This window comes from Prosthecobacter sp. (genome assembly GCF_044226605.1).
Taxonomy (GTDB): Bacteria; Verrucomicrobiota; Verrucomicrobiia; order Verrucomicrobiales; family Verrucomicrobiaceae; genus Prosthecobacter.
Genome location: NZ_JBGAGS010000027.1, coordinates 39,473 through 65,911 on the forward strand (window position 1 = coordinate 39,473; position 26,439 = coordinate 65,911).

At 61.2% G+C, this 26,439-nt stretch carries 5 protein-coding genes (1 of these 5 running past the window's edge); all 5 read left to right on the forward strand.

What is annotated here, in order from left to right; genetic code table 11:
• On the forward strand, positions 1–21,834 hold the 3' portion of the coding sequence (locus tag ACILSO_RS27790) for an autotransporter-associated beta strand repeat-containing protein (protein WP_395740754.1). It extends 15,546 nt beyond the left edge of the window; the window shows 21,834 of its 37,380 coding nt (coding positions 15,547–37,380); its start codon lies beyond the left edge, outside the window; the stop codon is at positions 21,832–21,834.
• 223 nt (positions 21,835–22,057) lie between these two features.
• Complete coding sequence (locus ACILSO_RS27795) at positions 22,058–23,611, forward strand: Gfo/Idh/MocA family protein (RefSeq protein WP_395740755.1); 1,554 nt, start codon at positions 22,058–22,060, stop codon at positions 23,609–23,611.
• A 101-nt stretch (positions 23,612–23,712) separates the two neighbouring features.
• Positions 23,713–24,075, forward strand: coding sequence for a DUF4870 domain-containing protein (locus ACILSO_RS27800; protein WP_395740756.1), 363 nt, complete (start codon positions 23,713–23,715; stop codon positions 24,073–24,075).
• Positions 24,076–24,139: 64 nt separating this feature from the next.
• Positions 24,140–24,640, forward strand: coding sequence for a hypothetical protein (locus tag ACILSO_RS27805; protein ID WP_395740757.1), 501 nt, complete (start codon positions 24,140–24,142; stop codon positions 24,638–24,640).
• Positions 24,641–24,651: 11 nt separating this feature from the next.
• Complete coding sequence (locus ACILSO_RS27810; RefSeq protein WP_395740758.1) at positions 24,652–26,418, forward strand: prenyltransferase/squalene oxidase repeat-containing protein; 1,767 nt, start codon at positions 24,652–24,654, stop codon at positions 26,416–26,418.
• The last annotated feature ends 21 nt before the right edge of the window (positions 26,419–26,439 follow it).

Below are 26,439 nucleotides of genomic sequence, written 5' to 3' on the forward strand. Positions count from 1 at the left end.
GTCACCCTCAATGGCGGCACCAACACCCTCTACCAAGGCTTGCAGGGTGGTACTGCGGGCCAGCATCTTTCCGTCGGAGTTGGCGGTACACTGGATTTGAACGGCACGGCTCAGATGGTGGGCGATCTGCGTTCGCCTAACGGCAATAGCGTGGCGGGTGGTGGTGGAACGATCACCTCCACGGCGGCATCCACTTTTGTGGCGGTCAACTCGGCCTCGACCTGGGGTGGTCAAATCACCGGGAATATCTTCTTCAACAAAAGCGGATCCGCCGCTTTGACTGTGTCCAATGACAACACCTACACTGGCGCAAATGCAGGCACACTGGTTAATGGCGGTACCATAACCCTCCAGGACCAGGGCAAGCTGTCCGGAGGCGGAGCCATTGAAATTGACTACGCCGCCCTGAACTTCACGAACAACGGCACGGTGGCGATCAACAACCGCCTGGGAGGTTCGAATCTCACATTGCGTGGGGGCAGCATCACCATGACGGGTCGCGACAACACCAGCGTCGTCACAGAAACGGTCGGGACGGTGGCCCTCTCACAGGGGGGATCGAACATCACCGTGACCAACGGTGCCGGCACCGTGCGTTCCACGACCTTCAACCTGGGCACCCTGACCCAAACCAACAACGCAACGCTGAACGTGCAGGGCGCTGGCGGCCAGATGGGCAGCGCCTCACGTCTGACCATTGCCAATGGCTCCAGCCTGCTGACGAATGGCATCATCCCCTGGGCGGTGGTGGGAGGTACGGAACTGGCCAGTTATGTGGATCCGAGCGGCACCACGCCGAATTACACCGCTGGCGGCGTCGCAAATCTCAATGCCGTGGGCTACCGGGGCTATGATTTCGCACCGGCCACAAGCTTCGCAAACTACACCCCGTCTGCGGCTTCCAACTTCAAGTTCACCGCATTCACTGGTTCTGTCACGGTCCCAGTGGCGAGCGGCGTCTTCCAAGCGAACGCTTTGAACGTGGTGGGCGCAACCGCGACTGGCACGCTGAATTTCGCCAATGCCACCGACACGATCAACTTGACCGCAGGCACCCTGCTTCACAGCGGCGCCTTTGTGCTCAACATCGGTGCGACAGTGGACAATGGCCGCCTTACCGCAGGCGGCACTGCGGACGGCAACCCCGACACCCTTTACATTTTCAACAACGCCACCCAGTCGGTGACGCTCAATGCCCGGATCGTGGACAATGGTACGGATCGCGTGAAGCTGGTGTTCACTCCGGTGCAGACGGCGGCTTCCTTGCTGACGATCACCAACGGCGCCAACAGCTACAGCGGCGGCACGGTGCTCAACGGTGGCGCGGTTTCCGGTCAGATCGACCTCAGTGTGACGGGTGCCGACGGCGGGGCCGTCTCGGCGATTCCGCTGGCTAACACGGTGGCCGACTCACTGATCATCAACGGTGGCACCGTGCGTTCGACGATTGCCAACCAGATCAACTTCGGCGTCACGCCGATCCTCAACGGCGGGTCCACACTGAACCTGAACGCCCTTGCTCAAACCCTCGCTGGCTTGAACTTCAACAACAATGGTGGAGCAGCTCCAACCGTGGCTCTCGGGGCTGCTGGTGGCATTCTGAAGCTGACTGGAAATGTCACGGCGACCTCTTCCAACGCTGGCGCGGTTTCGCTTATCTCCGGCACTGCAGCGCTGGGCCTGGACCTGAATGGTGCCAACCGTACTTTCAACATTGCGCCCGTGACCATCAACGGTTCCACCACGGTGGCCTCACTGACACCGACTTTGAATGTCACTGCAATCATCGGGAACTCGGGTGCCTCCGGTGGCATCATCAAGACGGGCGATGGCCTCCTGCAGCTTGGGGCAGCCAACACCTTCACGGGTGGCGTGGACCTCCAGGCGGGCGGTTTGGTCCTCAATGTGAGCAGCACCGGGAGCGCGGTGGGATCCACCGTCACCAGCGGCCCGCTGGGCACAGGCACTCTGAACATTGGCAACAACACCCGCCTCCTTGCTTCCACCGCTGCGACGGTGGCCAATGCAGTGACGGTGGGCGGAAATTTCACCTTCGACGGCATCCTTGGCGTTACCCTCAACGGTGCCACCACACTCAATGCCACCCCCGTCATCACAGTGACGGCACCGCAAATGATCGGCACCATCGGCGGCCTCATCAGCGGCAGCTTTGGCCTTACCAAGGAAGGCCTTGGCACTCTGACCCTCTCCAATGCGGCAGTGGCCAACACTTACACTGGGAAGACTACCGTGAACAATGGGGTCCTTTCCATTTCCGGCAGCAACAGCCTCGGTGCCGATCCCGCCAGCTTTGTGGCTGACCAGCTGACCATCCAGAACGGCGCCATTCTCGCTGCGACGAACAGCCCGGTGCTTGCCGCCAATCGCGGAGTGACCATCGGCACAGGCGGAGGCGCTTTCAGCCCCGCCACACTGCTCCAGCTCAATGGAAAGCTGACGGCGGCCAGCCAGACCATTTCCATGGTCGGAGCGGGCATCCTGCGTCTCAACGCCGACAATACGACCACGATCACCGGCACCTCCAGTTTCAACGTGGCAGCAGGCACGCTTTCCAGCGTGGGTGCTTCGCCGCTGAGCGCGGCTCCTGTGAACCTCGACGGTGGCAGCCTTCAGATTCTTTGGGATGGCACGGCAGTCTCCACGGGTGTCAAACCTGAGACCCTCACGATCAGCAACGCCGTCACCATGAACACCACGGCTGCCACCATTGCCGTGGACCGTGCCGCGCTGACCTTTGCGCCACTCAACCTGGCAGCGCTGAACAAGACCATCGAGCTGAACAATTTCAGCATCGCGAGTCCGAACCCCGCGGTCACTTTGACTGTGACGAACAATGCCAATGGCTACGGGCTGCTGATTTCAAACAATCAGGCTCTGGCCACCAGCGGCGGATTCCCGACCTTCAGTGTCGGTACCGCCACCAACTCCAACGTGGTGCAGGGTCTGACCCTCAGCGGCATCATCAGCGGCGGACAGACGGGTGCGGGCAACGTCGTCCTTACCAAGTCTGGAGCAGGCACGATGGAACTGACCAACGCGGGCAACACCTTCGGTGGCACCAGCGCGATCATTGACGTCACGGACGGCATCTTGTCCGGCACGAGCAATGGAGCCTTTGGCAACTCCACCAACGTCATCCGCCTCAGTGCGAACTCGGGCACCAAGGGCCTGCGGCTGACTGGCGGCACGACCTACACGCTCACAGGTCGCACCATCAACCTCAATGCAGCCACCGTGGGCATTGATGTTGCTGCCAACACCACAGGGGTCATTGACACGCCGTTCACCTTCAGCGCCGCCACGAACGCCCTGCAGAAAAACGACATCGGCACGCTGTTCATCACGGCAAACAACAGCACCCGCACCGGCGCTACCAACATCTTTGCGGGCGTTGTCCAGATCGACAATGCCAATGCGCTCGGCTCGGGACAGATCGTTCTCGGCACAGGTGCAGCAGTGGGTGGAGGCGCTGCTCTCTATCTGACCAATAACATCACCCTGACGAACAACATTAACATGGCCAGCACGGGTTCCGGTGCACCCAGCGGCATCAACAACACGGGCGGTGTGTTCTCTTTGAGCGGTGTCAACACGATCAGTGGTACCATCACCAACACGGCCTCTGTGGGCCTCACATTCGGTGCTGCCACCGGGGCGACGCTGAACATCAGTGGCCTCTCGTTGAGCAACAGCCCCACCTTCAATGCGGTGGGCACGGGCGTCATCAATGTCAATGGCAGCATCGGCACGGCTGGTGTGACCATCTCCAAGATTGGCACTGGCACGCTGAACTTCACGACCGCGCAGACGACGGCTTTGGCGATCACGGTGACACAAGGCACTTTCAACGTCTCAGGTGCCGGTCAGTTTACCGGCGGGACTGGCGCCATCATCGTCCAGAACAATGGGCTGCTCAGCGTAAACGACACCACAAGCGGACCGCTTGCCCGTTTAAGTGGTGGCACTGCCCGCGCCTTGACTCTGAATGCCGGCAACTTCGCTTACACTGCCAACGGCACTTCCGCTTCCGCCGAAACATTCGCAGCGCTCGCTGCCGGCCCGGGCGGGAGCAAGCTCACGCTGAACAATGCAGGAACGGCCAATGCCACCCTGACGTTCGCTTCGCTCACCGTTCCAGCCACAGGCGGTAATTTGCTCTTTGAGAGTGCGCAGACCTTCAATGCCACCACGAACCGCATCATCTTCACCACCACGCCAGTGGCGGCGACGATGCCTGCTACTTTTGTCAGTTCCACTCCGGTCAATAGCGGCACAGTAGCAGGTGACGGCATCATCTTGCGCGCCATTGTGAGGGACGCCACGGGCACGAACTTCGCGACCTACACCGGCTCCGGTGCCGCCGGCAACGTCAAGGCTTACTCGACCTACACCACCATTGATGGCACCGGTACTGGCACCGATCTGGGATACACCAATGTCAATGGCGGCACTGCCTACGGCATGAATGCTCAGGACGCAGCCACTGTGACGGGCGGACGCAATGTCATCAACATCACAGGTGATACTGGGGCGCTTAGCAACCCGGGCCTGAACCTGCGCACGACCAACGCTCTGAAAATCTCAGGAACAGGAACCGACGTCACCTTCGCCACCTCCGGTGGCACGCAGCTTGCCATCAACACGGGCATGATCCTCGCCGCCGGCGCCGGGCAGACAATCGGTAACGCGACTCTGGCAGGCAGCGGTTCCGCCCCGGCCATTTTCTTTGGCACTGCCCCGCAGCCTGCCGCCACCAGTGCCGCCGCCATTGTCTTCACCAGCGTCGCAGGCGCGATCTCCGTGGACACGGGTGCCGACCTCTCGGTCAATGCCGCGTTCTATAACACTCAGGATGTTACCAAGAGCCTGGCAGGCAGCCTTACCTTCAACACCAAGCAGTTCTTCAACGCAGGCAACAACTTCTTTACGGTGGCTGGTGGCACGACCACCCTCAATGGTGGCGAGAACACCCTCTGGCAGGGTGCGCAGGGTGGCACTGCAGGGCAGAACCTTTCCGTCGGTCCGGGGGCAACACTCAATCTTGGCGCGAATGCACAGATGGTCGGTGAAATCAGCTCGCCGAACCGTCTGGCCTTCGCAGGTTCCGGGGTCATCACCGGGACAAGCACCCTCATCTCCGCCCACTCCTCTGGGACCACCGGTGCGTGGGGCGGCAGCATCCAGGGCGCGGGCCTCTATTTCAACAAATCGGGCCTTAACAACACGGTGTTTTACTCTGACAACACCTACACGGGTGGCACGCTCATCAATGGCGGCACGCTGACCCTTCAGGACGAAGGCCGCCTCTCTGGCACCACGAGCATCGACCTCAATGGCGCCGTCCTCACGCTTAACGATGCCGGCACCATGTCGAACACCGACCGGATCAACAACGCCGCGAACTTCACGTTCCGCAACGGTACTCTCACCATCACGGGGCGTGACCAGACCAACACCTTGGAAACCCTCGGCGATGTGCTGTTTGCTGAAGGGGGCAACAACATCGCCTTCCCGTCCACTCAAGCCCTGGGCACGGTTCGCTCCACGGTCATCGCTCTCGGCAACGTTACGCAGACCAACGGCGCCATGCTCCTCTTGAACAACATGACTGGCCAGATGGGCAGCAACCAGCGCCTGACTGCCACCAATGGCACCAGCCTGCTGGTGAACGGCATCGTCCCGTGGATGAACAGCGGCGGCGCTGAGCTGGTGAGCTATGTGGCTGCGTCAGCCGGAAGCACCACCGGTGGCTTTGCTCCGCTCGGCACTGCCGGCTATCAAGGCTACGACGGTGTCGCTCTCCCTGCGGCCAGCAATGCTGCCGGAAACTATAAAGTTGGCACAGCAGCTTCCATCGCCCTTCCGTCGGGCGGGCTGAACATCAACGCCATGGTCCTGAATAACGCCGCGGTGGCACAGACGTTTACGTTCAGCAGTTCTACTGACGTCTTCAATCTGACGGCGGGTCTCATCGTCAAATCGGCAACGTCCAGCACGAACTTTGGTGCGACGGTGGACAGCGGTCGCCTCACGGCGGGCGGTGTGCCGAGCGCCACCCCGGCTGACCTGAGCATTGTCAACACCGGCGCGAACGCCTTCATCATCAATTCGCGTATTGTTGACAATGGCAGCGACGTGGTGCGCCTGGTTTACACCGGCTACAATGCCAGCACCCTCCAGATCACCAACGGTGCCAACACCTACTCCGGTGGCACCATCGTCAACGCGCCCAATGGAGCGAACAATGGCATCTTCGACCTCAACGTGACCGGTGCCAATGGCACAACGGGCAACTCTGCAATCCCGCTGGCCACCAACGTGGCCGACTCGCTCATCCTCAATGGCGGCAATGTTCGTCTCCTGCAGGCCAACCAGATCAACTTCGGCATCACCCCGGTGATCCGCGGCAACCTGGCCACGCTGAACCTGAACAACTTCAATCAGACCCTCGCCGGCCTGACTTTTGACAACGACGGCGGCACAGCGCCAACGCTGACCACCGGCACCGGCATCCTGACACTCAACGGTGATATCACCGCAAGTTCGAGCAACGCGGGCACGGTCTCCACCATCTCTGGTACAGGCACTGGCGGTTTCGCCGTGGATCTGGGTGGCACAAATCGCACCCTGACGGTGAACCCCGTGACGGTGAACGGCAACACCACCGTGGCCAACGTAACGCCAACCTTGGCGATCAGCGCGCCGATCAGCAGCTCTTCCAACGTCGGCACCACTGGCCTCGTCAAGATGGGCAATGGCCTCCTTCAGCTTTCCGGCGCGAGCCTCTTCGGCGGCGGCGTGAATGTGCAGGCAGGCGGCCTCGCCGTCGGTGGCAGCACCAATGTGACCACGCGTGACGGTACTACGGGTGTCGTCGCCGCTTTTGCCAACGGCCCTGTCGGTATTGGCGCTCTCACCACCGGTGCGGCGGGCACCTACCTGACTTCCACGGCTGCGAATACCTTGAGCAACGCCTTGGTGCTCGGCGGCACGCAGATCACGCTCAAGGGCACCAACAACCTGACCATCCAGGGTAATAACACCACGACCACGTTGCTGGGCAATACCACGGTGACTGTGGATGCGCCCCAGGCGGTGCTGACCCTGAACATGCTTCTGGATGACGGCGGCAATGGCTACGGCATTACCAAGGAAGGTCTCGGCACGCTGCTTCTGGGCAGTAACAACACCTTCACGGGTGGTGTCACGGTCAACGCGGGCACGCTCACCCTCGCCGGCCTCAATGACAACAGCACGGCCCCTGTCTTCTCCGGCACCACGGCCACCATCGGCAACGGGGGTCTCCTTTCCCTTCAGAACAACGGCACGGCCAACAACGGTGTCATTTCTTACGCCAACAACATTGTGGTCAACGGTGCGCTTGCTGCGGCCAGCCTCAACGTCGGCAACAACGGTGCCAACACGGGCAACACCATCGCCATCAACGACCTGCAGCTCAATGGCGGCCAGATCCTTAACGTCTCGAGTGCCAACGGCTACACTCTGCGCCTGGTGAACATCAGTGGCGACACGGCCGGTGGTGCCGCGCCCCTGATCAACGTCGCCTCGGGTTCCACGGTGGTCGTCTTCGGCTGGTCCGGAGACAAGCCTGTCAATGTCGGCCAGGGCAACCTGCTCTTTACCGACCAGGTTCAGATCGGCACCACCACCACACTCAGTTCTGGCGCACCGATTGTCCTCAATGGCGCTTACCCCATTCAGATCAACAGCGCCGTGCTCACTGGTGCGAACATGACGAGCTACGGTTACAGCAGCGGCGGCCTTAACGCCGGCTTCGCCCAGCTTGCTGCGGCACCGACCGCCACAGTCTCCCAGGCATTCTCTGGGGCGGGCTTCTCGGGTTCGAACCTGTTCATCAACCAGCTCGCCGACGGTACCTTCGCCTATCGTCCGGTCTCCACCGCTGGCAGCTTCACCAATGGTGCTGCCGCCTATTCCGGCTTCTTGAACATTGCGACAGGTGGCAATTACACCTTCCGCTCTGGTTCCGACGACGGTCTCGCCCTTTACATCGATGGCGTGGCTGTCGCCAGCGACGGCACCTTCGGCCACGGCCTCAGCGACCTTGCCAACGTCACCGTGAACCTCACCAGCGGCTATCACTCCATTGTCTACAAGGTCACTAATGCTGGCAGCGGAGGCGGCTTCCGCCTGCTCTACTCCGGTGCCGACACCGGAAATAGCTTCCAGTCCATCGCTTCTGGAAACCTCTTCAGCACCCTCGCAGCTCCCACGGCAGCGAACGGCTACAATGGTGCAGCCATCATCAATAATGCCTATTATCTGGCCAGCGGCACCACAGCCACGCTCGACTCCTTCGGCACACAGTTCGGCGCGGTGGTCGCTCCCCAGGCTTCCAACCAAATCGACACAACGGGCACCCAAGGCGCAGGCGCTTTCGCCATGGTGCTGGGCAACAACTCCATCCTGAACATCACCAATGGTGCCTCTGGCAGCTTCGGCACCGGCTGGTTCGGCGCGGACGGGCTGATCTCCATTGGCACGGGTGCCATTATCGCCACCACGAGTGTTGGCACCACTGCCAGTGCCGGCACGTTGAACCTTATCGGCACCGTCACCCAAAGTGGTACGGGTCTGGTCACCGGCACAGGGGTCAGTGGCGCGCTTATCAAGGCCGGCCAGGGCACCCTCATCCTCGGTGGAAACAACGCCACTGCCGGCACCTTCACCGGCGACCTCGCCATCCAGGACGGCACAGTGATGCTCAATAACGTCGGGGCACTGCCGTCCGGCCTCGTCACGGTGTCTGGAAATACCCTCGCCGCCCAAGCTGCCGCCACCACTGCCGCTGGTTCCGCCGTGATCACAGGCATCAGTTCCACCGCGAGCATGCAGCAGGGCATGGCGGTGACTGGCACCGGCATCCCGAACGGCGCCTACATTGTCAGCGTGGACAGTGCCACGCAGATCACCATTTCGCAGGGTGCTACGGCATCGGGAACCATCGCCAACCTGGTGGGAGCCACCAACGGCATGCTGGACGTGAATGGTTTGAGCATCACTAAAGCGCTTACCATCAACGGTACTGGTACCGCTGTGCTCGCTGGCAACTTCAAGGGTGCCATCTGGAACAGCAGCGCCACCGCGGCAACGCTTTCTGGTGTTATCACCCTTGGCAGTGCCTCCTCCATCGGTGGCTACGGAGATTTGATCTTTAGCAACAACATCACAGGAGCCTTTGGTCTGACCAAGACCGGCACCGATACCCTGACCCTTTCGGGCTCCGGCAACAGCTTCACCACCCTTGCTGTCAATCTGGGCACCTTGAAACTGGGGGATGCCGGCGCCTTGAGCGACACGACGAACGCCACCACCATTTCCAGCGGCGCGGTGCTTGATCTCAACGGCTTGACCATCGGTGCTGAGCCGATCACCCTCGCGGGTGCTGGCTTCGGCGGCAGCGGCACCATTTCGGGCGTCGGCACAGTCAGTTCTCTGGCTGCGTTGATCAACTCATCCGCGACTGCGGCCAGCCTTGCCGGTCCGGTGACGATGTCAGCTGCCACCAGCATTGGCGGCAGCCGCGTCAATGCTCTGAGTGGTGTGACTTCCGGCGACATCACGCTTAGTGGCGTGGTCAGCGGAGCTTTCACCCTCACCAAGGTGGGCACCAACAACCTCACTTTGACCGCTGCCAATACCTACGGCACAGCAACGACGGGAACTACCATAATCAACCAGGGCAGCATCACGCTTAGCGGCGCTGGAACCCTTGGTATTTTCGGCACCACTGCCACCACCCTCAACAACGCCACCTACACCGGCATCGTCCCGGATGTGAAGCTGTCACTCGACAACACGGGCACTGCCAGCAGCGTCCGCCTCGGCACGCGTGCGGTCACCTTGAACGGTGGTCTGCTTGAGATGCTTGGCAACAGCACCACGGCGGTGAATGAAGCGCTGGCAACGGACGCGCAGATTGCGATCAACTTCGGCTACAACCTCATCTCGCTGGATAATAACGGCGCGAACCTCCGCATCACAACCGCCGGTGCTGGCACGCTCTCCCGTGCCAACGGTGCAACCTTGTTCATTCGTGGTGACGCTCTTGGACAGGGCACGGGTGCCACCAACACCAACATCATCCTCGCCACCACCACGGCGCCGACCAACTTCCAGACCCTTCTTGGCCAGGCCGGTGCTAATGGTGCAACCAACAAACAGATCTTCCCGTGGGCAATCGCCGACACCTCGTCGACGAGCAATGGGACCACAGCTACGACTCAATTCCTGGTTAACGATGGTGCCACCAATGGTCTTCGCCCACTGAACACCAGCACCGAAATGGCCACGGCATTTACCGCCAATGCCAACATGCGTGTCACGGGAGCTTTGAACTCCGGTGCGGCTGCCACGGGCGTCACCTCCAACAGCGTCAACTCCATCACCTTCGAAAGCTCCGGGCCGTTCACGGTGAACGCGTTTCGCAACCTGCAGGTCGAGTCGGGTGGCATCCTGGCCAAGACCAGTGCTTCCATCACCGGCGCAGGTACGCTGACGACCACCGCGGCCACGACGGGCTGGACCATTCACACCATGGGCAGCAGCACGACGCTGACACTGAATGTAGCGCTCGGTGGACGTGTGGCTCCGACGACAGCCGGCCTCTCCAAGAGCGGTGACGGCAAGCTGCTTCTCAGCTCAACAGCCGGTAACAGCTACACTGGGGCCACCACCATCAATCTCGGTACGGTCGAAATCGCCGCCGCTGCTCCGGACAACGCGATCTTCTACCGCTTTGCCACGGCTCCGCTCATCTCCGCCAGCACGACCACCGCCAACAATGACGCCTTGGTCATGACGGGTGGTTTGCTTGAGTTGAACGGCAACAATCAGATTTTCGGCGACCTCCTCAGCCGCAACAGCACCGAAGGCAGTGGCGGGATCATCAACAACGCGGGTTCGTTGGCGACGTTCATCACAAACGTGAACACAGCTCGTGACTGGACCGGCCAGATCAATGGCAACCTGAATTTCATCAAGACCGGCGGCACGCAGCTCAACCTGCGCGACAACAACCAGTTCACCGGCAACGCCACCTTCATGGGCAGCATCACCGCGCTGGTGGATCAGGGCCGTCTGTCCGGCATGACTGCTGGTGACACCATCAGCATTCGCAACAGCCTCCTGCGCTGGGACGACTCCGGCCTCCAGGCCATGAACAATCGCATCAGCAGTGCCGTGGCGATCAGTCTCGATGGGGGCGCCTTTGAGTACATCAGCCGCAGCGGAACGGTCGGGTCCGTCACCTTAGGCAACCTCTCTGTCGTGGGCGGCAATGCCGTCATTCGTGCCAACGTCGGCAACAGCGGCCTCGGCCAGGCCACCCTTAATCTTGGAGGCACCTTCAGCCGCTCGACAGGGTCCACCCTCACCTTTACTTCTGGTGGCGGTGTGCTGGGCAGCAATCCGTTTGTCACCGCCAGCGCAGCGGCCCTGACCACCAACACCAACAACATCATCGGCGGCTGGGCCACCGTGGTCACCACTGACGGCACCACCGCTGCCGTAAACGCCGAGTTTGCCAAATACGACCCTGCCACTGGCATCCGCCAGTTGAACGGCATCGAACAAACAACCACGCTGGCAGCAGCCACCAGCACCAGCAACGTTCGCTTTAGCGGCACACAAAGTGTGATCACCGGCGGCCAGATCATCAACTCCCTCAGCCTGAACGGTGCGGCTACCACAGTGAACTTCGCTGCTGCCACCGACACGCTCACCCTCGCCTCCGGTGGCCTCCTCTCAGGCACTGACAATGCCGCACGCACGATCGGTTCTGCGACGGTTCGTGGCCGCCTGACCACGAGCGGCTCGGAACTCTTCCTCCACAGCGGTGCCAATACGCTGACCATCAACTCCGACATCGGCGCCAATGGCACCGGCACTTTCGACCTGGTGATGGACGCCATGGCCCAGGTTGCCAACACCCCGGCCATCAACCTCACCAACGCCAACACCTATGCTGGCACCGCCTACAGCAATGGAGTTCTTCTCCTCCTCAACAATCAGACCGGTTCTGGCAATGCCATCACTGGCAACCTGGTGATCACAGGCGGCACTCAGAGCGGTGGTGACACCGCAGGGGTTGGCAATTCCACCACGCGAAATCTCGGCAGCCAGCAGATCGCTGACACCGCAACGGTCACCGTTCGTGGTGGCGCAGCCTGGGACCTCAATGGTTTCAACGAAACCGTTTCCAAGCTCGCGTTCCAGTCTCAGGGCGGATTCCTGACGGCGACGAACGGTCCTGGCAGCACCTTTGTCATCAGTGGCATCGGCACTCTGACTCTGGGCAACACGGCTGATACGATCAGCGCCAGCGCACTGGATGATGTTCGCATCGTGCCCATGCTCAGCGGACGTCTGGCACTGCCCTCGACGGCAACCATCACGGTGGCCCAGGTGGCTGGCGGCCTGACTGCGGTCCAAGGCACCACCGGACAGTCGAATGAGCAGATCGGTCTCGCGATCAACTCGAACATCCTTACCAGCGGCACCATCAACAAGGAAGGCGCAGGCGTTCTTCAGTTGGGCGGCTTCAGCAGCCAGACGCTCACGGTCAATGTCAATGCCGGAACTCTGGTGCTCGGCCCGAACACTGGCACCGCTGCCTCCAACTATGTCTCCACTGCGGTCAATCTTGCCAATGCCGGCACCATTCTCGACATGCGTGGCAACAGCAACATTGTGGTTGGTACCATCAGCGGCGCAGCAGGCACCTTCATCAAGAACTTCAACGTGAGCACTGCTGCCACATTGGTGACGGGTGACAGCACCTCCGGCACCTTCGCGGGCACTTTCCTCAGCGACTACACCTCCGGCCTTCTGTCGGTCACGAAAGTCGGTTCGGGAGACTGGACGCTCACAGGCGACAGCTCAGGCGCCCTGCTGGGCACGCTGACCATCCTCGGTGATGCCGTCTCGATGGACCAGGCCACCGGCAAGGTGGGCTTTGTGACCACCAACCTCGGCAAGGGTGGTGTCCTTACCTTGAACGGCACCGGAGCCGTCAGTGACCGCCTCGGCGGCACCACCTCCATCCAGACAACGACCGCCGACCGCGCTTTCAACAATCGTGGTGGTGTCCTGAACTATCAGGGCAGCAGCAGCGCCGCCGTGGCCGAAAATCTGAACGCCGTCACCAATCTCGCTGGCCAGACCCAGTGGAATCTGACTCAGAACACGGGCAACCAGACCCGCATCAACATTGCTAGCGTGGCTGCCCAGAGCAGCACGAACTTGGGTTCTCTTGTCCTGAATGCTGGAGCCACCGGCACTCTTGGCGGCGGTGCCGCAGGAGCCAACCGGGTCACGGTCATTGCCACGACACCCAACCTCGTTGGTACCAACCCCGCAGTTAGCGGATCAGTCACCAACGGTATCCGTCCTGACATCATTGGCATCGATTCCTCCAACACCACGGGCGGATTCGTCACGCATGACGCGAACGGCTTCCGCCTGCTGACCTCTTCTGAGTACCGCAGTCTTCTGACCTCAAACGCCGGCACAGGCGTGGTGCTGACCGGTTCGATGAACAACTCGACCACTCTTCAGGTTCAGGATGCCTCCAATCTGTTTCCGGGCATGGCTGTCAGCGGCACCGGAATCGCAGCGAACACGGTGATCAGCAGCATTTCGGGAAACACCATCACATTGAGCGCAGCCACCACAGGTGGCGCACAGGCCCAGCGCATCACCTTCGGAGCCACCGCCACCGCCAACTTCGTCACCACCGTGTCGAACGCCATTCAGCAGGCCACGACGCTCCAAAGCCTCACCCTTAATAGTGGCGGCGGTATTGGCTACTTCAGTGGCGGCAACATGACTTCGACTAACAGTCCAAGCGGCCAGTTCTACGGTCTCAATGGCGCCCTGAACACCCTGACGATCACCAGCGGCGGTGTCGTCGCCAACAGCGGCAACGTCGGTTTCACTGGCGGCACCATGACGGCAGCCGCCAATCCGTGGAACTTCCACGTTCTCGGTGCGGGCACGACGCTGACGATCGGCTCGACGATTCTCGGCACAGGCGGCATCTCCAAGGATGACTCCGGCACGGCGGTTCTGACCAAGGCCAGCTACAATTCGGGACCGACCTCGGTCAACAATGGCACTTTGAGACTCGGAGCAGGTCTTGCCGCGAATCCGCTGCTTGTGATCCCGACGGCAACCGTCGCGACCGTTGCCGATCTGAACGTCAACAGCGGCACGTTCGACCTCAATGGCAACACCCAGGCCGTCCGCAGGCTGACCAACACCACCGCCAATATCTATGCTGGTGGCGCCGGCACCGTCACCAACAGCAGCGGCTCCACCGCCACGTTGCTGGTGGTTCAGGACAACACCGCCATCACCTTTGCTGGAGCTATCTCCGGTGGTAACATCAACTTTGAAAAACAGGGTTCCAACAGCCTCACTCTGGTGAGCGCCAGCAACCTCGGCTCGGGCAGCTTCACCGTGCGTGGCGGCTCTGTGATTCTCCGTGACAGTGCCACCATGACCACCACCGGCACTATCAGCCTGCCGTTTGGACAGGTGACACTCGACAACAGTGGCCTCGGCATCGTCAGTTCCTCCCGCATCGGCGCAGGCGCCCTCAGCCTGACAGGCGGCACGCTGTCCTTCCTGGCTGGCGACATTTCAGACACCCAGACGCTCGGTGCGGTCACCATCAACGGTGGTGCCAACGTCATCAACAACACCATCTTTGCCAGCGGCGCCACCTCCGGATCAAGCTCGGTGCTGACTCTCGCCAGCCTCACGCGTGGCAGTGCGGTTCAGTCCACCATCAACTTCACCAGTGCCGGCGGCAACCTGGGCGGTCCGGTGGGCACGCTCGTCAATGCATCCAACACGGCCCTTCTCAACCAGGGAGCCAATCCGCAAATTGTCATCACCTCCGCGCCGACGCTCGTGAATGGCATCATCGGCGGCTGGGCTGTGATCAACGGTGCGGACTTCGCCACCTACCGTTCGACGGTGGATCCAATCACCGGCGCGTTCGGAATCGGCAACCTCGGCTTCAGCACCAACGGCCAGACGCCGTTCGGAGGCTATTCCGCCAATGCCATCACAGCGGGTGTTGCAGCAGATAACATCAACACCGGTGCCACCGTTACGGACATCACTGCCCGCACGATCAACTCCTGGGCGGTGCGCAATACGGGCGCGACCGCGACTGCAGGCATGGTGTTCCGTTCCATGGACCAACTGCTGACCATCGGAACTGGCGGTATCCTTACCAACAACAACGGCCAGACGGTCAACTTCCTTAACGGTCGCATGACCGCCGGCTCCACGGCAAACTCAAGCATTTATGCATTCGCCAACAACGGCACCACCCAGTTCCTGAGCCGCCTGGAAAACAACGGCGGCGGTGCGGTGAACTTTGTGAAGTCGGGTGGCGCGACAGTTGCCATTCGCGTTGAGCCGCGTCTGAGCTTCGCCAGTTCCACGTCCGGAAGCCCCTTGGTCACCACGGCTGGCACCAACAGCACCGGTCAGACGGGTGTTGCCGGCGTTGTGGTCGGCATGGGCTTCAATGCGGCCGTCGTGGGCATCCCGGCCTCGTCCGTCATCACTCAGGTGAACAGTGGCTCCACTCTTACCGTCAGCCAGAATGTGGGCACTGGAACCACGACCGCTGCAGATCAGACCTTCACGGCGCCGACAACCGAGGTGCTTGGCAACCTTTCGCTGACCAGCGGCTCGGCCACGGTCACTGTTCCGACCGGGACGGTGGTGTATCCGGGCATGGTGGTCTCCACGGCTGTCGGCAGCACCGGTACACTGGCGGCCAACACCACTGTCATCAGCGTGTCGGGTACTACCGTCACTCTGTCCGCCAATGCGACCGGCACGGGTTCCGCGACACTGCTCTTCGCTCCTATTGCAACTCAGAGCGCGATCGCCGTGACAAATACCAGTGGCACCAATACGGTGGCGCTGACGAATGCCACCGGCCTCGTGGTGGGTCAGCTGGTCACCGGCACGGGCATCCCGGCCAACACCTATATCACCGCCCTCTCCGGAACCGGAGCCGGAGCCACGGTCACCCTCTCGGCCAATACCACGGCGGGCGTGACTTCGATGTCGGCCACCGCACCTGCTGAGCGTTCCGTCATTACTGCCACCACCAGCGGCAGCAGCACGGTCAAGGTCCTGAGCAGCCTGGGCATGTTCGTCGGTCAGCCAGTCCAAGGCCCTGGCGTTCCGGCCGGTACGACGGTCGCGAGCATCGTGGATGGCAACACCATCACGCTTTCCGTCAACGCTTCCGCCACTGGCACTGCCAATGCGTATTATGGTTTGTCTCCCGCGATCGGTCGCACGGCCATCGCTTCTGTCACCAATGCAAGCAGCACCATCACCATGGCCTCCGCGGCTGATGCGGCAGGCATCGTGGCGGGCATGTATGTGCAGGGTGTTGGCATCCCTCAAAACACGGTCGTCGGATCCGTCAGTGGCACCACGGTCACGCTTGTCAGTGCGACCACTGGCGCAGCGGTTACGGCGACTGCCTCGGCTGCTTCTGACAACCTGATCTTCGGAGCGCCAATCGCCAACTACGTCCCGAGCATCACATCCACCTTCACCTTGGCGGGAACTACGACGGTGAACGCGGGCAACACAACGGGCCTTGCGGTCGGCATGCCTGTCTTCGGCACCAACATCCCGAACGGCGCCACCATCGCCTCCATCACGAACGGCACGACCTTTGTCCTGTCTGCGGCGGCCACCGGCTCTGGCGCGACTTCGCTCACCTTCACCGCGCCGCTGCCTTACTTCTCCAACACCTACACGGGTGACACGGTGGTCAACCAAGGCACGCTCCAGATCAGCAACGCGGCTTCCCAGCTCGGCGGTATCCAGGTTCCCGGCAATCTGATCCTCAACAACGCCAATGCCACCCAGATCACAAACAACGGCTCCATCGCCTCCACCAGCAACATCACCATCAACGGAGGTGGTGTCCTGACCCTGGTCACTCAGAACACCTTCCAGTCGCTCACCTTCAACAACAGTGGCGGCTCTGCCACTCCGACCGTCACCGGTGGCACGATCGTGATCAACGGTGCGATTACCACGACCAACGACAACTACGGCTTCACACCAACGATTGCCTCCATCCTGGAACTCAATGGCGTGACCAAGACCATCACGGTCAACGGCAGCTCCCCCATGGGCATGATCATGAGCGGTGTGGTGCAGAACACCATGAGCACCACGGTGGCCGGCCTTGTCAAAGCAGGCACCAGCTCCCTGGTGCTCAGCGGTGCCAGCACCTTCGCAGGCGGTGTGCAGCTTAACACGGGCACTCTCATCATTGGTGCTGCCAGCACGCCGAGCACCGCCGGCGCCGGCATCACCAGCGGTCCGCTGGGCACAGGCGCCCTGACCATTGCTGGGGGCACCACCCTCCAGTCAGACAACACCGCCCGCACCTTCTCGAACAATCTGGTGGTGAATGGCAACTTCACTTTCGGTGGAACGGCTAGCACGCACAGCCTGACGCTGAATGGAGTGGTGAACCTGGGCGGCGCCGCCCGCACGATCACGGTCACCAGCCCGCAGGTCACCGCCACTCTGGGTGGGATTGTGACTGGAACTGCCGGTGGTCTGGTTAAAGCCGGAGACGGCACGTTGGTTTTGACACCGACGACGACCGGTGCGCTTAGCGCGACGGGTGCCGCCACAAATGCAACCGTTGCTGGTACAAACACGCTCACTTTGAGTGCCACCGCCGCCGCAGGTGTTGTCGCCGGGATGACGGTTCATGGAACCGGTATTGCTCCGGGCACGACAGTGACCTCTGTGGCAGGCAGCGCTGTAACCCTTTCGCAGGCCGCCGTGGCCACCACAAACGCCGGCACCTTTGCTTTTGGCACGACCCAGACCTACGCGTCCACTGCTGGGGCGGCTGGTGCCACCACCCTGACGGTGACTCCTGCGCAGGCTGCCACGCTGTCCGTTGGATCAACCGTGACGGGCATCGGCATTGCCGCTTCCACGACCGTCACGAATGTTGACACAGCCACGGGCATCATCACTCTGAACAATGCGCTCACCGCATCGGTGGTGAACCAGAACATCACCTTCGGCGGTGCGGCCGCGGCCAGCAGCTTCAACAGTTATGCCGGCTCCACCACAGTCAGCGGTGGTCTTCTCAAGCTGGGCAATTTGGGTGCCCTTCCGACCACCACGGCGCTTTCCGTCCTCTCCGGCGGCACGCTGGACCTCAACAGCAACAACACCACGGTTGCCTCACTCACTGGCGACAGCAACACCTCCGGTGGGCTGATCACCAACTCCGCTGCCACAGGCACGGTAAGCCTCACCGTTGGAGACTCCAGCAGCACTGGCTTTGGTGGCGCGATCACCAACAACGTGGGATCCACATTGAACTTGGTAAAGGTTGGCAGCGGCACATTGACTCTGGGCGGCCCGAACAGCTATAGCGGCTCCACGACGATCAATCGCGGCACCATCACCCTCGCGGCGAGCAATTCTCTGCCGGCTTCCACAGCTGTGACCATCAACAACACGACTGCTGGTGAAACCGGATTGCTTAATCTGAATAACTTCACCAACAGCGTTGCCTCTCTCACCTTTGGTGGCGCGGGTGCGACGAGCACGAGCACCAACAACGTTCAGACCGGAACCACAGGCACGCTGACCTTGCTGGGCAACGTCACCTACGATGCCACGAACAATCCAAATGGCTCCACGATCCTGGGTTCTGGTTTTGTTTCTCTGGGCGGCACCGCCGTGGGAACCGGGCTCTCTGGCCCGGTCAATCGCACCTTCGCCGTGGCAGACAGCACCACTGCAACCGACGACCTGACAGTCAATGCCACGATTTCCAACGGCTCTGGCAGCACGGGCGACGGCATCACCAAGACCGGCGCAGGCAAACTGGTGTTCACCGCAGCCAACACCTACTCGGGCACAACAACGATCAGCGCTGGAACGCTGCAGATCGGCACTGGCGGCACTACAGGGGATCTCGGCACCGGCACGGGAACGATCACCAACAACGGTGCCTTTGTGGTGAATCGCAGCAATGCTCTGACCATCTCCAACGTCATCACCGGCACGGGCTCCCTCCAGCAGGCTGGCGGTGCTTCCAGCGTGACCACTCTGACTGGAGCTAGCAACTATACCGGGACGACGACCGTCACTTCTGGCACTCTTGAGCTCGGGGCCGGCGGTTCCTTGGGTGGCACGGCCGTTACCGTGGCCGACGCAGCCACCCTGAAGATCACTGGCAGCCGGACCATCGGCACTTCTGGTTCCGCCAGCGTCACCGTGAGCAGCACCACCACAGGCGGCATCCTGAGCCTGCAGGATGGCACGATTAATACGCTGACCCTGAACAGCGCCACAGCGGGGGCCACCATCCTGACCTTGGGCGGGGCTTCTACGCCGACATCCCTGCTCATGGACATCAATGCCACCGCAAACACCCAGGACCTCATTGCGGTGAATCAGAAGTTGCTTCTGAATGCAGGTGGAACGGCTGTGAACCTGAACACAATTGCCGGAACAACACTGGCCAATGGCACGTATGACCTGGTCACCTTCGCTGCCAATTCGACGGCTGCGGGTGACTTCACCTTTGGTGCTGCGACCGGTGGCCTTGTCTTTGGTGCTGGTGGCAACCTGGTGCAGATCGGTGGTGGCCGCAGCTACCTTCTCGTGTGGGACACTGGCAATGCCTCAACGGCGGCCAATTTCCTCGCCACCACGACCAAGTTGCAGCTGAGCGTCATCTCCAATCCGTTTGCGCTGAATGCTTACTGGACGGGTTCCCAGGGCTCCGGTGGAACGGGCAGCTGGAGCACCATCAACGGGGCTGCCAACAACACCAACTGGTCCACGGATGCTGCAGGCACGACCGACGCCCGCCAGATTCCTGGTGGAGGCACGACCAATGTCTTCATGACGGCCAACACCGGTGCTTCTGCTAATTTCAACACCACGCTGGATGGCAGCTTCAGCATCGCCAGCCTGACCTTTACGGGCAGCGGCACTGCGGCTGACACCACCAATGTGACGATTGCCAATGGCACTGGCACCAACACGCTGACTGTCGGCAGTGGCGGCATCACCGTCAATTCCACCTCCGCTGCCCACACCATCAGCGCCAATGTCGCCCTTGGTGCCAGCCAGACCTGGACGAACAACTCGTCCGGCAGCCTCCTTGTCAGTGGAAATGTCAGTGGCGCCTTTGATCTGACCAAGAGCGGCACCGGCAATCTGACCTTGACCGGCACCAACAGCTATGGCGCGACCACGATCAGCACGGGTACGCTGCAGATTGGCAATGGAACCACCACCGGCACGCTCGGCAGCGGCGCTGTCATCAACAATGGCACTCAGCTCGTCATCTCCCGCAGCAACGCCTACAACATCACCAACAACGTCAGTGGCACCGGTGACCTCGTTCAGTCAGGAGCCGGCACCACCACGCTGAGTGACACCACCAACAGCTACACCGGCCGCACCGTGATCTCGAACGGTACGCTCGAAGTGAAGAAACTCGCCGACGGTGGCAGCAACAGCAGCATCGGTGCTTCCACCAATGCCGCCGACAACCTGCAAATCCTCGGCACGACGCTGAAATACACCGGCACCGGCGCGACCGACGGTACCACGGATCGTTCCTTCACCATTGGCACCGCTGGTGGCACGATTGACGCTTCCGGCGGCTCCGGCAGCGCGCTGAAGCTCACCAGCACCTCCGCACCAGCCCTCGCCGGCACCAACACTGCCCGCACGCTTGCTCTGACTGGCACAAACACCGATGGCAATACTCTGGCCGCCGCAGTTGGTGACAACGGTTCCGGTGCCACTTCGCTTGCCAAGAATGGTACAGGCACATGGATCCTCACGGGTGCCAGCACCTACACGGGCAGCACCACGGTGAGCAGTGGTCAGCTGCACTTCGCAGGCAGCCAGACGAACACCACCTCCATCGCAGTGAGCAAGGCTTCCGGCACCCTGGGCACCTACAGTGGCACCACCAACAGCTTCACAGGCACCAGTGCTGCGGTGCTCTCTGCAGACAACAATTCCACCCTCGGCAGTGCCACCAGCACGGTCATCCTCGGTGGCGCTGGAGCAGCCGGTGTTCTTTCCCCTGGCGGAAGCCTCGGCGCAGACAACGGTTCGCTTACGGTCGGTCATAACCTCGTCGTCAACACCGGGTCCATGCTTGAAATGGGCATCACGACACCGACGGTGGCGGCACCTACGTCCTTTGTGTTCTCAGGTGGCCAATACTACCTCAGCAGCGACTCCAGCCTCTCGAATGGATACAGCAACGTTCAGAACCTCATCACCAACAACAACGGCACTCCGACGGCTGACAACCTGGCCGTGGCGACAGAGATCAATGTCGCTCCTGCTTCAGGAAACCACGATTTCCTCAATGTGGCTGGAACGCTGACTTTGAACAGCGGCAGTGCGGTTCATGTGTTCGCCAATGGAACGCCTAGCTATGCGGTTGGCCAGGTGTTCAACCTGGTTGACTGGGCAACCATCGTTAACAACGGCTTCAACAACCCAGCCGGCTTCACCACGGGCGGAGCGGTGGGAGACTTCTACCTGCCAGATCTCACCATCTCGAACCCTGGTCTGGCCTGGGACACCAGCGCCTTCACCACCTACGGTGTCCTCGTCGTGGTGCCTGAAGCCTCCCGTGCGCTGCTTCTTCTGCTGGGCTTGATGGGTCTGATGATCCGCCGCCGCCGCCGGACAATCTAAGATGGCCGATGGATGGCAGGATTTGACGGCACGTGTTCTCCCTGATTTCCAGGGAGGGCAGCGTGCCGCAAGTCACAAACGGAGGGAAAGTGGGCACAAACAGAGGGGGAATGAAAGGAAAGGTTGCCTTTTCGCTGGCGTTTTGGGTAGGCTCATCCATTCCGTGCCGCGTCTAACCAAGGACACGGCACGATTTTGATCGTTGCCCCCAACTCTCCATCTCATGCAAACAAACCAGAACCAAACCACCCGCCGCACCTTCCTCCGCGGCACTGTGGCCGGCGCTGCCGGCCTTGCCGCTTCCCGAGCTTTCTCCGCACCGATCGGTGCCAACGGTGACGTCCGTGTGGCGGTCATCGGCTTCAACGGACGTGGCGCGGGTCACATCAAGAGCCTGGAGGAAATCAAGGGCGTACGCATTGTGGCCCTCTGCGACGTGGATGCCAATGTGCTCGCGAAAGGCGTGGCCAATCAGGCGAAGAAAAACAACACCGTCACGGCTTACTCGGATTATCGCAAGCTCATGCTGGACCCCGAGGTGGACGCGGTGACCATCGCCACGCCGAATCACACGCACACGCTCATCGCCATGACAGCCATGCAGCATGGCAAGCATGTGTATGTGGAGAAGCCTGTGTGCCACAACATCTGGGAAGGACGCCAGCTTCTGAATGCCGCTGAAAAAGTGGCGAAGAAGGGTCTCGTGGTGCAGCACGGCATGCAGCGCCGCTCCAGCCCCGGCTGGGCGCAGGCCATGGCATGGGTGAAGGAAGGACACATCGGCAAGGTCACGCTTTCCCGCGGCCTGAATTACAAGTCACGCATTTCCACCGGCCAGGCCGCCGGAGATATCCTGCCCAAGAACGACATCATCAAGGGTACCTTCCACGATTTGCGCAATGTGAAGACCGACCCCGCCGGCGCTCCGCAGGATGTGGACGTGGACTACAAGCTCTGGTCCGGCCCGCGCGGCGAGCTGCCGGTGCACCGCACGCAGTTCCACTATGACTGGCACTGGCAGTGGGCGTTTGGCAACGGCGACATTGGCAACCAGGGGCCGCACCAGACGGACGTGGGTCGCTGGGCCTTGGGAGATCCCGAGCTGCTGCCAAAGCGCGTGATGAGCTTTGGCGGACGCTGGGGCTACAAGGACGACGGCCAGACCGCCAACAATCAGATGGCCTTCTGGGCCTACGAGCCAGCGCCGCTGCTGTTTGACAACCGCGGCCTGCCTTTGAAGGACATGGACTGGAAGCTGGAGCCCGTGTACCGCGTGAACGGCAAGACGGCCGCTGCGCGCGTGGGCAACGTCATCCACTGCGAAGGCGGCTACGTCATCGAAGCCAAGGCCTACGACAACGAAGGCAACACCGTGATGAAGTTCGACAACTTCAATGACGGCGCCGACCACATGCTGAACTTCATCAACTCGGTACGCGCCGGCAAGCTGGTGAACTCAAACCTCCACGTCTCCCATGGCTTCCACGCCGCCTCCCTGGCCCATCTGGCGAACATTTCCTACCGCCTGGGCAAGGCCGCGAACGTCGAGGAAGTGAAGGAGCGCCTCAAGAACAACGCCGCCGGTCTGGAGACCTTCGAGCACTTCGTGAAGAACCTCGAGGACAACAAGATCGACCTCAACGTGGAAAAGATCAGCGCCGGCCCATGGCTGGAGTTTGACCCAGTCTCCGAGAAGTTCACCGGCGAGTTTGCCGACGAGGCCAACAAGCTGGCAACAGAGAACTACGTGGACGAGTTCAAGCTGCCGGAAGTCTAAACCGAAAGGGACTTCAGAGTCTGCAAATCCGCGCGGAGCCAGGAAACTGGCTCCGCGTTTGTATTTGGCGATGAGGCGCTTTGGAGTAGCTTGGTGCTGCCATGGAATCTCCCCAACTGCCTCCCGCACTGCTGAGTCCAGCCGTCAGCCAGGATGAAAAAACACTGGGCATCGTCATGCATGTGCTTTGCCTGGTGGGCTTCGCTATTCTGGGCCCTCTCGTCGTCTGGCTGATTAAAAAAGACCAGAGCAGCTACCTGGACCGGCAGGGGCGGGAACTGCTGAATTTTCAGATCAGCTACCTGCTCTACGCCTTTGCGTCCGGTTTGCTGTGTTTTGTTCTCATTGGCATTCCGCTTCTTTTTGCGGTGGGGGTGGCCACCGTCGTGCTGACCGTCATCGGCATTGTGAATGCGGCTGAAGGAAAGGTTTACCGTTTCCCGCTGACGATTCGTTTCCTGTGAGGCAAAACGGTTGCGACTTCCATGCCGAGGTGGTAGCAGAGCCTCCCGTTTTCCCCCAACTCAGATGCGACCCAACCAACTTCTTCAAGCCATCGGTCCCGAACTGCGCATGCAGATCATGACCTACCTGCAGACCGACCAGCGCGCTGCGTACAAGGCCGTCATTGATTCTCTTGCTCCTGCCAGGCGTCTGCGCCCCTCCTTTATCCTGGAGAAATCCCGTGCGAAGCAGGCCGAGTGGCTGCTGGAGCAGCTGAACACGAAGACGAATGAAGAAGTGACCGCGCAGATTTTTCAGATCTGGCTGCTCAAAGGCCAGCCGCAGATGCTGATCACCTTCCTGGACGCCGCGCAGATCGCGCATGATGGCAAGGGCGAAGTGACGGAACTGCCGGAAGTGATCGAAGACGACAAGGCAGAGGCCGCTGTGGCCGCGCTGCTGGCCGCTTATCCTGCCAAGCAGGTGGCGCTGTATCTGAACATGTTCCAGCAGCAGCGCGAAGGCGGATGGATCTCGCTGACCAAGGCGATCGATGCCCGCCCTGAGCTGAAGCTGGAAGCCTGAGATTTTCTGCCATGATGGACGCCCTGGACCGCGCCATCGCCAATACGCAGTCGCATCTGAATGCGCTGCGGAATGAGCGTGGGCACTGGGAAGGGCGGCTGTCCAGCAGCGCGCTTTCAACGGCCACGGCCATCGTGGCGCTGACGCTGGTGGAACCTGAGCAGCATGCGGCCCACATAGCCGATGGTGCCCGGTGGTTGAGTGACAACCAGAATGCCGATGGTGGCTGGGGTGACACGACGCTGAGCAAGAGCAATCTTTCCACCACTCTGCTGTGCTGGAGCGCGCTGCATCTGGTGGGGCGCAAAGATTCCCTGGCGGTGAAGAAGGCCGATGCCTGCATCATCAAGCAGGTGGGCTCTCTTGAACCTGCGACCATCGGCAGGGCGGTGACGGCGCGCTATGGGAAGGACAAGACCTTTTCGGTGCCCATCCTCATGCTCTGCGCGCTGTGCGGGACTTTGGGAGAAAGGCCGTGGAAGCATGTCATTGCGCTGCCGTTTGAACTGGCGGCGCTGCCGCGCACGTGGTTTGGCGCGATCGGGCTGCCGGTGGTCAGCTATGCACTTCCGGCGCTCATCGCCATTGGCTACACGCGTTTTAAAAATGCGCCGCCGGCGTGGTGGAATCCGCTGCGGTGGCTGCGGGCGCTGACGTGGCCGCGCATCCGGCCGATGCTGAAGGCGCTGCAGCCAAGCAGCGGCGGATACCTGGAAGCCACGCCGCTGACCAGTTTTGTGACGATGGCCCTGGCGGGTGGCGGGCAGCTTGATCATCCGTGCCTTTCGCTGGCGGTGGACTTTCTGGTGAAGTCGAAGCGCGAGGACGGGAGCTGGCCGATTGATACAAATCTCGCGACGTGGGGCACGACGCTTTCCGTCCGTAGTTCGGGCTTCAGCCCGTCTGACCAGAACGGGCCAAAGCCCGAACTACGTGCATGGCTGCTGGCACAGCAGTACCGGGATGTGCATCCGTTTACCAATGCGCCACCGGGCGGATGGGCGTGGACGGATCTGCCGGGCGGAGTGCCGGATGCGGATGATTCTTCGAGTGCGTTGATTGCGCTGAAAAAGATGGGCCATGGCTGTGACAAGGTGATTGAGCAGGGAGTGACGTGGTTGCTCGATCTGCAAAACCGCGATGGAGGCATTCCGACGTTTTGCCGTGGCTGGGGGACACTGCCGTTTGACCGCAGCACACCGGAGATCACGGCGCATGCGCTGGGGGCATGGTGGAGCTGGCGTGAAGAACTGCCGCCGGAAATGCAACGGCGCATCGACCAAGGAACGCAAAAGGCGCTGGCCTATCTGAAGCGCGTGCAATTGGCTGACGGCGCATGGATTCCTTTGTGGTTCGGCAATGAGCATACGCCTGATGAAAACAATCCGGTCTATGGCACAGCGCAGGTGGTGAATCACCTGGGCGGTGTGAAGGTGCCGGGGACGGTGGAACTGATGGAAAGCGGACGCCAGTATCTGCGTCATGCGCAGAAGGCCGACGGATCTTTTGGTGGAGATGCCCATGCACCTGCGAGCATCGAAGAAACGGCCGTGGCGCTGCACGCCTTAAGTAGTGGGGACGGACCTGCCCGCGAGAACCTGCCATCCGGCATGAGTTGGCTCATCACGGCCACGGAGAACGGCACGCGCTTTCCGTGCTCACCCATCGGTCTCTACTTCGCGCGGCTGTGGTATCACGAGCAGCTATATCCCGTTGTGTGGACGCTGGCCGCGCTGCACTCTCTTAAATCGGCGTTGCCGCAGTCACAGACATCCTAGCGTCTGCGGCCGCTTCCATAT